Raw genomic sequence first — 13,270 nt, 5'->3', positions numbered from 1 at the left:
GTATCCCGTTCTATTTCAAGAAATAATATCCTTTAGGAGAACATCATGAAAAAAAAGAAAACTACCATATCAGATGTCGCTGAGAAGGCCGGTGTTTCCAAAAGTACGGTTTCTCAATATATTAACCAACGTTTTCGCTATATGAGCGCTGAAACAAAAGACAGAATCGAGCAAGTCATCCAAGAACTTGATTTTCGGCCCAATGATAATGCCAGGAATTTAAAAGTGAAAAAAACAAAAGTCATAGGCATACTCGTAGCAAATATTTTACATACTTTATCCACCGAAATCATTCGTACCGTAGAAGAACAGCTTCAGCAGCATGGCATGAAGGTATTCATATGTGACTCTGCCGATGATCCGGAGAAAGAAAAGGAATACCTTGATTTGCTGGTATCTACTCAAGTAGATGGAATCATCATCTTTCCGGTAGGAAATGATTTTAAAGTCTATAATTACTTGATCGATCATTCAATTCCAATGGTATTCGTTGATCGATTAGTTGATGGAGTTACATCTGATTCCGTCCTATTGGACAATCATGCTGCCATCTTTTTAGCTGTTTCCATGCTGGCTGAAAAAGGCCACGAAAATATTGCGTTTTTAACCCTGCCTATTGATATCCCGATCACACCGAGGTTGGAGAGAATCGAAGGATTTAAAAAAGCGATGGCATCTCATAAATTGGAAGTCAGGGAAGATGATATTCATTCTTTACCCAGAAACCAAATTCAAGAAAAATTGGCCCAGATATTCGATGCAGAAAAACCTCCAACAGCCATAGTGGCAGGAAATGATTTAGTGTTACGTGAAATCCTTAGCTATTTGAAAAAGCAAAAAATCTCGATTCCCGGGGAAGTGGCCATTGTCAGCATTGATGATGTCGCTTATACGGAGTTTTATGAACCATCCATCACAACAATTGGACAACCCATACAGCAAATGGGAATTAAAACAGCAGAGTTATTATTGAACCGGATAACTAATTTGGATCAGACCCCGTACATTACTTACCGGTTTGCCCCCGAACTTATTGTACGAAATTCATGCTAATGCTCATACAAAAACGGCAGTTTAAATTCACTGCCGTTACCATTTTCCTTCAGAACAGCTAACCGTTGGAGTTTAATTTTCTTTCAGGTAATTTACCAAAACACGGCTAAAACTCTCAACTTGGAGGTCACCCACCATTTGCTGATTCTATGATATTTAATAATATAAATGGAGCTTTCGCTTTCGTGTACCCCACTACATCCCCAGGATGCTTTTGAGCTAAGGATAATTTTAATTCCTGATATTGTCTTCGTACGTCAGGGTGGCTTATTAGATAGTCCCTGAATGAAAGTTGATTCTTCCACTGTTCACTTCCGTATTTATAGATATGCAAATGGTGTGTTCCCGCTCTCCATTGACCTTTTCTAAAAAAACGCCTTTCGGGAAACTCCTTATGCAGGACAAATTCATACCCAATCGATTTCAAGGGTTCAATGAACTTGTCAGCTTCATCTAAATGATGGACGCCAGCCATGATGTCCAAAATCGGTTTTGCTCCCAAGCCTTTGACGGACGTACTTCCAATATGCTCAACCCAAAGTGAATAGTTCTTTAATGCCTCCATTATCCTCGCTTTTTCCTGTTGAAATTCCCTTACCCAATCAAGATTATAATCCTCGATCTTCACTGTTTTTTCCATATAATCACTCAACTTTTCATGAAATGGTATTGTCAGCCATCATTTTTCATCACGTGACCATTCGACGAAAGGATCTTGCGCGCTCGGCTCATGATAGGTTCCGACATACACTTTTTCTTTTCCCGTTATTTTATTCGTTCGGATGATTGTATATCTTCCTTTATCATAATTTTTGGTAAGATAATATTTCCGGTATGAAAACCCCTCTTCCGGACCGGTTAATTTTTCTTTAAATTTATAATCATGCGGTTTGTTCAAGCTCTCTTTCACTACACTTTTAATATTCAGCGGCGTGCCCTCAAGCTTAACATCACTTCGGAAATCGCCGTTCCTGTTCTCGGTTTCCCCTGAAGGCACGGAAGCGATTTCAATCGTATCCTGGATTTGTTCCGAGAATGTTTTTGTGACACTGTATGAATAAAGGATGTTCATGGAACTTATATTATCTTTCATTTTGCCAGCAAATTCTGGCAGGGCAAAATTCAATAAAAAGGTGATCGATATACATACGATTAATAAGGTAAGCGGAAATTTCTTCATATTTCCTCTTTCTCAACTATGTATTCTTGTAATTCAACTTGTTCATTTTCCTTTGGAACAATCCCAAATTTAGCGATTAATAGAATGGCAAGAAAACTGAAACAGCAAAAACTAGTATTATCACTTGTAATAAATGAAGCCGGTATAATACGGGATGCCAATAATGAATTCAAAATATAAGAAAAAAGAAAACCTGAATAAGATAGGCAAATCAGATAGTTTCCAATCAGTATCCGCTTGTAATGTGCATACTCCGATTTATTTCCCTTCCTGATTCTGACACATTGTCTAAATTGCCTTATGAGACCGTATGTGAAACCAATAATTAACATGACTGCAATGAGAAAATCAATTATTGCTTCCTCCACTTTTTAATCCTCCTTGGTAAATTTGCTCTATTTAACTTGTAAAATATTACATCAAACTCATCATATACCATTTATGATAAAATGATAAATATTTCCTACTTTTTATATTGGAGTTGTATCATGAAATTTTCGTGAAAATTGTATGATTGTTATTTATGGTTCTATGTTGAATACTTCTCGCGTGGGTCGAATTATCCGCTTATGATGAAAGATGAATACATGCATGCTCTTATTCCTACGTTTAAAGTGAGGAAAAGTTTCAATATAAAGGAAAATATACCCAACATTACTTAGGGCGCATAAAAAAAGACCACCAGATTGGTGGTTAGAGACTGTAGACAAATTCGAAGAAATCGAGTTTGCCTACAGTTTTTTTATGGCTTGTACAATTTGCAGGGGATTTCCGCTACAGGCACTCGCTTTCCGCGGGCGGTCAGGGAGCCTCCTCGGCTTGCGCCTGCGGGGTCTCCCTAGACGCGCTTTTCCCGCAGGAGTCTCGCACCTTTCTCTCCAATCAACTTTGTTATTACATTTAAATAGAAACCATACCTGATGAGTTGAAGGTGTTAGTTTGGGAACATCATTTGATCAAAGATATGTTTTCCGAACCCCTTTTTTCTTCTAACTGAAACCTCCAGATTGGCGGTTATTTCAAATCATTAAATCCGTATTTTTCAAAGATTTTCATGGAGGCTTCCGTTTGGAGATAGTCATAGAATAGCTTGGCTTCCTTGGCATGATCCAGGTCATTGATCATTCCGACGGGATATATGATCGGATCATGTAAATCTGCCTGGGCTGTTGCAATGATTCCAACTTTTGATGAAGTGAGCGCATCCGTTTTATAGACGAGGCCTGCGTCCACGTTCCCCGTTTCCACATATGTAAGCACTTGCCGGACATCCTTGGCATATACCAATCGATCTTCAACCTCTTTAAAGAGGTTCATATTTTCCAAAGTTTGTTTCGCATACTGCCCTGCCGGTACAGACTCTGGAGTGCCAATCGAAATTTTTGCGGCCTTAGTGAGGTCTTCCAGTGATCCGATTCCCTTTTTGGAATCCTTTGGCACCACCAGCACCAGCTCATTGCCGACTAAATCGATTCCGTTTTTCTCTTCAATAAGGCCCTCTTCTACTAATTTATCAAATTTATCTTCTGCAGCTGAGAAAAACAGGTCAACAGGTGCTCCTTGTGATATCTGCTGCTGAAGCGCTCCAGAGGCTCCAAAGTTATAATGGACTTTCACATTCTCATTTTCTTTTTCAAAAGACTTCTTTATATCATTTAAGGAATCTTGCAAACTTGCAGCTGCCGAAATCGTCAGTTCCACTTTCTCGTCAGCCTGTTGCGCCTGCTTTCCTGCATCTTTTCCTTCATCACTTGAACACCCTGCCCCCACTATCACAAGCATCATTATCGAAAAAATCATAAGGTATATTTTCTTCAAAGTCCCTCTTCCTTCCTTACTAGTTATAATTAATTATATCTAATTATAACTAGTATAAGACGTATAAAAGGTTTTAATCAATGCCCTTTTTGCTGTGAATTTACTTTTTTAAGGACTCTAAGATACAATAAGGAACGGAGGGATGCACATGTCAAAAGAGCTTTCCTATACGATCGAGGAAGTGTCACAGCTTTTAAAGGTATCTAAATTGACAATTTATGATCTTGTTAAAAAAGGGGAACTCCCAGTATTCCGTGTGGGAAGGCAGATGAGAATGGATGCAAAAGACTTGGAGTTATATATTAATAACCATAAGTCCAGTACATCCCCCGTTGCCGAACCCCCTGGAAACGAAGTGAAGGATTCCCTTACCCTTGTCATAAGCGGGCAAGACATGGTGTTAGATATACTAGGGCAGCACATTCAGAAGCACTCCAGCTATAAAACACTGCGATCTAACGCTGGAAGTCTAAGCGGTCTTATATCTATGTACAATGGGGATTCCGACATCGTTAGTTTGCATATGTTCGATGGAGATACTGGGGAATATAATCTTCCTTATATAAAAAAAATTTTGGTCGGTTATCCTTATATTTTACTTAATCTTGTTTCAAGGAAAGCTGGTTTGTATGTTAAAAAGGGAAATCCCTTTGGCCTCACAAATTGGACTGATTTAAAACATAAAGACTTGGCCATCATCAATCGGGAAAGAGGATCCGGAGCACGGATTCTTCTTGATGAGCAGCTCAGGATTCACAGAATATCTTCTAAAGACCTTAAGGGATATGCAAACGAAGAGACCAACCACTTAAGTGTGGCTTCAGCGGTTTCTGCGGGGAAAGCGGATGTTGGTGTGGGAATTGAAAAAGCTGCAAAAATCGTTGGAGTTGACTTTGTTCCATTAATTACAGAACGTTATGACCTTGTTATGTTAAAATCTCCGAAAAACGAAGAGCTCATAAACGTCGTTAAGCGGATTTTATCATCGAATCCATTTCAAGCTGAAATCAACGCTTTAGGCGATTATGATATTTCTCAGACAGGCTCTATCATATACGAGACATATTAAACAGGAAGGCTACTGATTCAGCAGCCTTCCTGTTTCGTATGCATCAAGCCATGATCAATTACTTCAAATGGTTCCAATTGAAGCCACCCTGCTTTGAATGCCTTTTTTCGCGTTCTTCTGTTCATATATGCAATTCAAAAAAGAAGACTAGCTTTCTTACGGGGAACACAATACATCTCAGCTAAATAGGAGTTTGGGCTGTCGGGCTAGATAGGAAGGCGTACCATTTTGATTAAGGTTAAGGATCAATTTCATGACCTCCACTATTCCCTCAGGTTTCTCCAACTCTATTTCCTTATGATAGGATTCTATGGATGTGCTCCATTTTTTCATTTTTTTCTGATCTTTTAATATACTTCGCAATTGTTTTTCAAAAGGCGTTTTCTGATTAAGTTTAAATACAAGACCTTGTTGTTTTAAATACTGCAGATTAATTTCCTCCTGCCCCGGAAGCCTGGAGTGAACAAAAATGGGAAGCCTTTTTCGCAATGCTTCGCTAATCGTGACACCGCCGGGTTTCGTAACGATTGCGTCAACTTCTTCATAAAGCCTATTCATTTCAGTCCTTGATGAGATATAGGGCAATGGTTTGATATGAGGTAAGTTCCATGTATTGATTTCTTCATACAGCTTGTTGTTATTTCCGCAAAGGACTAAATAATCAAAGTCGGTTGAAGTCTTTAACTCATCACCTAAGTTCAAAATCCCTCCCAGACCGCTATTTCCTCCGGATATCAAAATTTTGGGCCGTTCTGTGTTTTTTTGAATAGAAGCATTTTTAGTGATTTCCTCGTGCACGGGAATGCCAGTGACCATCATCGTTTGTTTTGGTATTTGACGCTTGCTCATCAGCTTTTCTTTCACTTCTTGGCTAGGAAGAAAGTGGACATCTATCCCTTCGCTTCCCCACACATTATTAATGAAAAAGTCCGTGTACACGTTTATTACCGGTGTGCTGCACTTCCCTTTCATCTTTAGCTGGCTCAAAAGATAGGAAGGGAAACCATGTGTGCACACAATTAAATCAGGCTCTTCCTCTGCTATCAATTGTTCCAGCTTATTCATGAATAATTGCTGATACCATTTAAATATCCGTTCCTTTGAGGAGTGTACATAAAACAGATTCTTATAGGCAAGATTATAGGTTTCCGGCGCATAACGGATCCATGTTAGATAACTGCTTGCGATGATTTTTTCTAGAGAAGTATTGGTATAACTGATTAGATCGATTTTTTTATAAGTAATCCCATTTGAATGCTTTTTTAACATATCCATTAATGCCTCTGCAACTTGATGATGTCCCGACTGCATTCGAAAGAGAGGTAAAAACAAAATCTTCTTCATATGTGTCATCTCCTAAGAAATCATTCTGAAAATACGAAAATATATAGGTCATGATATCTTCCTCTTAAAATATCGTTGAACAAATCCTTTAAATGAATTTCATTCCTAACGGTTTATAATAAGGAGCCGACTCAACTTTTGGACATTTGTTTTCTCTTTTTCATGTATTTGATAGTAACATATAGTACAAAAATAACTAAAAATACAATACCTAAATATGGAACATATTTTGGATTAACATTAAAAGCATCCCCCACATAATAACCGGCCACTATAAAAGGGACGGTCCAGAGTATGGTGCCTAATAGGGAAAATAGGAAGTATTTCCGAAAGGGTATGGATGAGATCCCTGCAAAATACGGACTAATTTGCCTTATTCCCGGAATGTAAAATCCCAATACCAATGTTTTTTGTGCATTATCCGTATAGTTTTTCTTTGCTTTCTCCCAGCGTTCACTCGTAATCCCAATGAACCTTCCATATTTATTTATAAATGGATACCCCACATATTTTCCGCATGCATAAGCTGCAAGCATTCCGATAAAGGCGCCGAGAATTGCACACAGCATTGCCAAACCCAGTGAGAGCTTACCTTGGATAGCCAACACCCCGATTAGGAATAGAAGTGATTCTTCTGGAGCAGGCACTCCCACAATGCCAAAGAATAAAAAAAGAAAAATGATCAGGTATCCATATGAATCAATAAAATGTAAAAGCGTATCTATATTCATAATACCCCCAGAATTAGTTATAAGTCTTTTAAAGAAATGAAGTGTGTTCCTTTTTCCTTACTTTCCTGCAGGTAAATTTTCAACATTTCAATCATATGGCCTGGTGCCTCTTTATCCGCCCCCAAGGTTTCACCACAGTCATGAAGCAACAGGATGGAACCTTCCGTCGCAGTGCTTCGCAGTTGATCGAGCAGAGTATTTTTGCAATTTTCGGCCTTCCAATCCCCGAAAATGCCGGACCACATTATCACTCTATATTTCTTACTGAAAAGTGGGGTGAATAGATTAAAATGTCCCCATGGCGGTCTATAAAAAACAACCTTTTCATTCGTACATTCACTTATCGCCTTTTCCGTCATTTCCAACTGCTTCCGTAGATGGATTGGTGATAGCACCCAACTTGAAACATGATGGAAATGATGGATACCGATAGCATGTCCCTCTTCATGCATTCTTTTAATAATCTCAGGATTGCTTTTCACTTTACTGCCAACAACAAAAAATGTGGCCTTTATCTTATATTCCTTTAAAAGATCAAGCAATTTTATCGTATATTCAGGGTTTGGGCCATCATCGAAAGTTAGCGCAATCCCATGATTCGAATTGATTTTTTTTGTTATTCCCAGACTGCATACACGAATAAGCACCGTTGGGATAATCGTATATAATATTAATAGCAATAATAAAATAATAAAACTAATCAGCCATATATGCATCACACAAAACTATCCTCTCATTATTGATATTACCAATACTGATCCTTTCCCTTTATCATGATCATTTACCACAATGCAGCAATGTTATTGCATTCAGGTAATTCATTATAAAACCTCTCCTTACAATTTAGCATTTTTTTTTCACTATTTTCACTTATCAATTATTTTTTTATTTTTGTAAAGATTGACAGACCAATAGCCCGCTTACAGCAAATTCATAAAACACCCAGACTAAAGAAGAAAACGGGTTCCCCTGCAGTTTTTGAAAAGTGTTCAGTTGATTTCAGAAATCCGCTCCCTTTCCGCCGACTGCCTGCCAAGCCTCCTCACCGTAAGCGGCTGTGGGGTCTCGGCTAGCCAGTTTTTCGGCAGGAGTGTCGCAAATTTCTTCAATCCAATAAGAGTTTGATAAAACAATAAAAAACCATAAAGAGCAAGTTTGCCTGCTGTTTTTTTAAAAAAAGTGTTCAGTTGATTTCAGAAATCCGCTCCCTTTCCGCCGACTGTCTGCCAAGCCTCCTCACCGCAAGCGGCTGCGGGGTCTCGGCTAGCCAGTTTTTCGGCAGGAGTGTCGCAAATTTCTTCAATCTAATGAGGATTACAGGAAAAAAACATTAAGTGTAATCTGGTCTTGTTTTATTATCACGGTTCGGGGTGAGATCAATCGGAACCTCCTTTTGTCGAAAAATGGGTTTCTATCTAAATTTTCAAAACAAAGTTGATTGGAACGGAAGGCGCGAGACTCCTGCGGGATATGCGAGTTCAGGGGAGACCCCACAGGCGCAAAGCGCCGAGGAGGCTCCCGGACCGCCCGCGGAAAGCGAGTGCCTGGAGAGGAAATCAACATTCTATATTATCAAACCCTCAAAAAAACCATTCAGTTCATTCTTTCATCCAATAAGTTTACCTGCAGATTTTTAAAAAAACATTCCTGTTGATTGGAACGGAAGGCGCGAGACTCCTGCGGGAAATGCGAGTTCAGGGAGACCGCGGAAAGCGAGTGCCTGGAGAGGAAATCAACATTTTATATTATCAAACCCTCAAAATACCATTCAGTTCATTTCTTCAATCCAGTTAGGGTTTCATAAAACAGTATTTTATCGACAAACTGAAAAAAAACACCCTAAGGGTGTTTTTTTAAAAAAATCCAATTAAAGAGCGCATTCTTCAATTTCAAATCCCAGGTCTTCGATGATTCCCCAATCCGCTGTGGGTTCTTGACCGGCTGTCGTTAAATAATCGCCGACGAAGATGGAATTGGCTGCATAAAGTGCCATGGGCTGCATGGAACGGAGATTGACCTCACGACCGCCGGCCAGACGAATTTCTTTACTCGGATTAACGAATCTCATCATCGAAATCAATTTCAGGCATTTAGTCGGGGTCAACTCGGAAGTGCCCTCAAGCGGCGTTCCGTCAATTGCATTGAGAAAATTACAAGGAATGGAATCTGCATCAAGGCTTCGTAAGGATAGGGCGATTTCCACCGCTTCCGCCTCAGATTCCCCCATACCGAAAATGGCACCAGAACATGGGGACATGCCAGCATCCTTCACAGCTTCAACTGTATCTACCCGGTCTTCATATGTATGTGTCGATGTAATTTTGCTGTAGTTTTCCTGTGATGTATTCAAGTTGTGGTTGTAGCGATGAACGCCCGCTTCCGCCAGTTTGCCGGCATGTTCCTCATTCAGGAAACCTAAACAGCAGCATATTTTAAGATCCGTCGATTCGCGGATTTCCTTTACCGCTTCAATGACATGATCGATTTCCCTGTTAGTCGGACGCCTGCCGGACGCAACGATGCAATAAGTACCCGCTTTGCGTCGAATTGATTCTTGCGCTCCCTCGACAATCTTTTCTTTAGTCAGCCAAGCATATTTATCGATCGGGGCTTCCGAAACGATCGACTGCGAGCAGTAGCCGCAATCTTCGGGACATAATCCTGACTTCGTATTGATGATCATATTCAATTTAACCTTTTTCCCATAATGGTGTTTACGTATGAGATAGGCTGCATTCAGAATTTCCAAAACCTCTTCGTCTGGGGCTTGTACGATGGATAATGCCTCTTCCTCCGTCACTTTATATCCTTTGATAACGTTCTCCGCTAACATCTTCCAATCCCTAACCAATGTTTCCAAACCTAATCCCTCTTTTCTTTTTATGTTCTATATTCCTTCCCATGAATCTTCCACGATTAATTACCTGAATCCTTGGAACGGATTGGTTCATTTTGCACACTCAAGACATAATAAAACTTTTAATATGTTAACCTTTAATATTTTAAGTTAACATATCGTTTGAATAATAACATACAAACAAAATATTATTCAATGATCTTTTTTCAATATTTTCCTAGTATGCCCTTCTAATCCTAAGAAAGCTGGTACTTTATATGTTAACTAAATATATAAATTAGTTGACATATAAAATGGGATTCAGGCAAACTAATAGTGGGCATTCTGCCAGTCATTTCTAAAAAGGAGGTTGAAAACCTTGAAGGCAAGGACGATTTCTTATGTGGCCCTTTTTACCGCGTTAACTGCCATTGGCGCCTTTATTAAGATACCTATCCCTTACATACCATTCACACTGCAAATTCTGGCAGTCTATTTGGCAGGCGCATTATTGGGGCCCCGTCTTGGGATGCTCAGTCAGTTATGCTATGTCTTGATCGGACTTATCGGGGTGCCCGTGTTTGCTGAAGGCGGGGGATTCGGCTATATATTCAAACCCACTTTCGGCTATTTGCTCGGATATATACTGGGAGCCTATGTAAACGGATGGCTGATCAACCGGTTTTCCCTCTCAACGATTCGTTCCATATTCTTTGCTAATGCCGCCTCTTTGCTGACAGTTTACTTTTTCGGCTGCATCTGGCTTTATGGTGCGATGAAGTGGATTGTGGAAACGCCGCTTTCCATCAACCAAACGATTCTTTACGGCTTCTTATTACCTGTACCCGGTGATTTAATGCTATGCATTCTATGTGCTGTCATCATTCAGCAAGTACGTCCGCGCATTGCAAAATATATAAACATAAAGGAGTTGAATCATCCATGGGCCAAGCCTACTTTATAACCGGAACTGGCACGGATATTGGAAAGACCATCGTCACGAGTGCACTCTATCTGTCTCTTCAAACATTGGGAAAAAGCGTCACGATATTCAAGCCATTTCAAACTGGAATCAATGAGGAAAATAATACATACCCGGATATTTCTTGGTTTGAGCAGGAACTCGGTGTAAAGGAATCAGGGTTTTACACACTGGAACCCGAAACCTCCCCACATTTGGCGATTAAATTGACTGGTAGTCAAATCGATGAGAAGAAAGTCGTGGAAAGGGTTCATGAACTTGAGGAAATGTATGACATCGTATTAGTCGAGGGCGCTGGCGGATTGGCTGTGCCGCTCATTGAACGGACGGAAGGTTTCTATATGACCGCGGATTTCATAAGGGATTGCGGCATGCCTGTCCTCTTCGTATCCACAAGCGGTTTAGGGGCGATTCATGATGTCGTGACGACCCATTCTTATGCCCAGGTCCATGATATAAACGTGAAAACCATTTTGTATAATCATTACCGGCCAGAAGATCGGATTCATCAAGACAATATCGAAACCATCGAAAAGCTGACAGGGCTGAATGGCCTCGCCTGCATTCCGACAATGGCCGATGTCAGAAAAGACTTGAGGAACTGCATCCTTGAATTGCTTGGTGATCAAAATTATACCCAACAACTGAAAGAGGTGTTCAAAGCATGAACAGTCAGGATTTAGAACAATGGGATAAGGAATATGTATGGCATCCGTTCACACAAATGAAAACGTACCGGGAAAGTAAACCGCTGATCATCGAGCGCGGCGAAGGCAGCTACCTGATTGATGTGGATGGCAAACGCTACCTCGACGGCTATGCTTCATTATGGGTGAATGTGCACGGGCATAACGAGCCGGAATTGAACGGCGCCCTAATTGAACAAGTGAATAAAGTCGCGCACTCCACGCTGCTTGGATCTGCGAATGTACCATCGATCTTACTGGCAAAAAAACTGGCAGAGATCACTCCTGGTTCTTTATCGAAAGTCTTCTACTCCGACACGGGATCTGCCGCAGTGGAAATCGCCCTTAAAGTCGCTTATCAATATTGGCAGAATATCGATCCCGTCAAGCATCAGAATAAAAACAAATTCGTCTCACTTGACGAAGCATACCACGGCGATACTGTTGGAGCTGTGAGTGTGGGCGGAATGGATCTATTCCATAGAATCTTTAAGCCCCTCTTATTTCAACGGATTTCCGCCCCTTCACCATATGCCTATCACATGACTGAATATGGGGATCAAGAAGCCGTGAAAAACCATTGCTTGAAGGAACTGGAGAAGTTACTGCAAGAACAATCAGAGGAAATTGCAGGATTGATCATCGAACCGCTGGTGCAGGGAGCAGCTGGCATCATAACCCATCCCCAGGGCTTTTTGAAAGAGGTCGAACACTTATGCAAGAAGTACAATATCCTCTTAATTTGTGACGAGGTGGCCGTAGGATTCGGTCGCACCGGTACAATGTTTGCCTGCGAACAGGAAGATGTCGTCCCCGATATCATGTGTATGGGCAAAGGGATCACTGGGGGATATATGCCACTCGCAGCCACCATCATGAACGAGCAGATCTTTCAATCCTTCTTGGGAGAACGGGAAGAACATAAAACCTTCTATCACGGCCACACCTATACAGGAAACCAGCTAGCCTGTGCACTGGCCCTGAAGAATATCGAGCTGATGGAAAGCCGCAATCTCATTAAAGACATCCAGAAAAAATCTAAATACCTATCACAAAGGCTGCAAGCGCTATATGAACTTCCGATCGTCGGCGATATTCGCCAGCGCGGCTTCATGATTGGAGTGGAAATCGTTAAAGATCGTGAAACAAAAGAAACGTTCACCCTCCAAGAGAACGTCGTTTCCGGAATCATCCATACAGCACGGGAAAATGGCCTGATCATCCGGGAACTTGGTCCAGTCATCACGATGATGCCGATCCTTTCCATGTCAGAAAAGGAACTCGATTTCATGGTCGAAACCGTCTACCGTGCCATCCAGGAAGTCTCCATTCATAAAGGATTGATTCCAGCAGCAAACTGATCCAGAAAGAACCGGAAGAGCAGGGCTCATCCGGTTTCTTCCTTTCTTCCCAAAGCACTTTGGAAATACGGAGTACTTATGCTGATTTCCTTCCATTGTCTGCACGGCAAAAAATCATTATTAGCCTCTTTTTCCGTTTTACAAACCTATAGATGAACCTAGATATTTTTAATATTTTTGGGTATTTCTGCTATAATCAGGGTAAAAGAA

The 13,270-nt window shown here is 40.7% G+C and carries 13 protein-coding genes; 5 read left to right on the top strand and 8 right to left on the bottom strand.

Annotation, left to right across the window (positions count from 1 at the left end):
• Positions 1 to 45: 45 nt before the first annotated feature.
• A complete protein-coding gene (locus tag BW986_RS20255) occupies positions 46 to 1,053 on the top strand; it encodes a LacI family DNA-binding transcriptional regulator (RefSeq protein WP_076370142.1) in 1,008 nt (335 codons plus the stop codon).
• Between the two features lie 127 nt (positions 1,054 to 1,180).
• On the opposite strand, the gene BW986_RS20250 is transcribed toward BW986_RS20255, so the two are convergent.
• From BW986_RS20250 to modA, 4 genes are all read right to left on the bottom strand, one after another.
• Positions 1,181 to 1,693: a GrpB family protein gene (locus BW986_RS20250; protein WP_076370140.1), complete on the bottom strand. Its 513-nt coding sequence runs from the start codon at positions 1,691 to 1,693 to the stop codon at positions 1,181 to 1,183.
• 39 nt (positions 1,694 to 1,732) lie between these two features.
• Positions 1,733 to 2,233 carry a hypothetical protein gene (locus tag BW986_RS20245; protein WP_076370138.1) on the bottom strand — a complete coding sequence of 167 codons (501 nt, stop codon included), beginning with the start codon at positions 2,231 to 2,233 and terminating at the stop codon, positions 1,733 to 1,735.
• A complete protein-coding gene (locus BW986_RS20240) occupies positions 2,230 to 2,601 on the bottom strand; it encodes a hypothetical protein (protein WP_081395721.1) in 372 nt (123 codons plus the stop codon). The genes BW986_RS20245 and BW986_RS20240 overlap by 4 nt, the downstream gene beginning before the upstream one ends.
• 646 nt (positions 2,602 to 3,247) lie before the next feature.
• Complete coding sequence (gene modA, locus BW986_RS20235) at positions 3,248 to 4,051, bottom strand: molybdate ABC transporter substrate-binding protein (protein WP_076370136.1); 804 nt, start codon at positions 4,049 to 4,051, stop codon at positions 3,248 to 3,250.
• A 148-nt stretch (positions 4,052 to 4,199) separates the two neighbouring features.
• Here modA and BW986_RS20230 point away from each other — a divergent pair, with 148 nt between their 5' ends.
• Positions 4,200 to 5,120 (top strand): substrate-binding domain-containing protein, encoded by a 921-nt coding sequence (locus BW986_RS20230; protein WP_076370134.1) that lies wholly within the window; start codon positions 4,200 to 4,202, stop codon positions 5,118 to 5,120.
• 177 nt (positions 5,121 to 5,297) lie between these two features.
• Here BW986_RS20230 and BW986_RS20225 read toward each other — a convergent pair whose 3' ends face one another.
• The 4 genes from BW986_RS20225 to bioB all read right to left on the bottom strand — a co-directional run bounded on the left by BW986_RS20225 (position 5,298) and on the right by bioB (position 10,028).
• Positions 5,298 to 6,464, bottom strand: coding sequence for an MGDG synthase family glycosyltransferase (locus tag BW986_RS20225; protein WP_076370132.1), 1,167 nt, complete (start codon positions 6,462 to 6,464; stop codon positions 5,298 to 5,300).
• Positions 6,465 to 6,595: 131 nt separating this feature from the next.
• Entirely contained in the window at positions 6,596 to 7,195 is a 600-nt protein-coding gene (locus BW986_RS20220) for a DedA family protein (RefSeq protein ID WP_076370130.1), read from the bottom strand.
• Positions 7,196 to 7,212: 17 nt separating this feature from the next.
• A complete protein-coding gene (locus tag BW986_RS20215; RefSeq protein ID WP_076370128.1) occupies positions 7,213 to 7,911 on the bottom strand; it encodes a polysaccharide deacetylase family protein in 699 nt (232 codons plus the stop codon).
• 1,151 nt (positions 7,912 to 9,062) lie between these two features.
• Complete coding sequence (bioB, locus tag BW986_RS20205; RefSeq protein ID WP_221408335.1) at positions 9,063 to 10,028, bottom strand: biotin synthase BioB; 966 nt, start codon at positions 10,026 to 10,028, stop codon at positions 9,063 to 9,065.
• A 382-nt stretch (positions 10,029 to 10,410) separates the two neighbouring features.
• Between bioB and BW986_RS20200 the strand changes: the two genes are divergently transcribed.
• Genes BW986_RS20200 through bioA form a run of 3 tightly spaced genes read left to right on the top strand, consistent with a single transcriptional unit; the run spans position 10,411 to position 13,060 of the window.
• Positions 10,411 to 10,995, top strand: a complete 585-nt coding sequence (locus tag BW986_RS20200) for a biotin transporter BioY (protein ID WP_076370122.1) — start codon at positions 10,411 to 10,413, stop codon at positions 10,993 to 10,995.
• Positions 10,974 to 11,681 (top strand): dethiobiotin synthase, encoded by a 708-nt coding sequence (bioD, locus tag BW986_RS20195; protein WP_076370120.1) that lies wholly within the window; start codon positions 10,974 to 10,976, stop codon positions 11,679 to 11,681. The genes BW986_RS20200 and bioD overlap by 22 nt, the downstream gene beginning before the upstream one ends.
• A complete protein-coding gene (gene bioA / locus BW986_RS20190; protein ID WP_076370118.1) occupies positions 11,678 to 13,060 on the top strand; it encodes an adenosylmethionine--8-amino-7-oxononanoate transaminase in 1,383 nt (460 codons plus the stop codon). The genes bioD and bioA overlap by 4 nt, the downstream gene beginning before the upstream one ends.
• Positions 13,061 to 13,270 lie beyond the last annotated feature (210 nt).

The organism is Peribacillus simplex (genome assembly GCF_900156045.1).
Taxonomy (GTDB): Bacteria; Bacillota; Bacilli; order Bacillales; family DSM-1321; genus Peribacillus; species Peribacillus simplex_D.
This window is presented reverse-complemented; position numbering and strand designations above follow the sequence as displayed.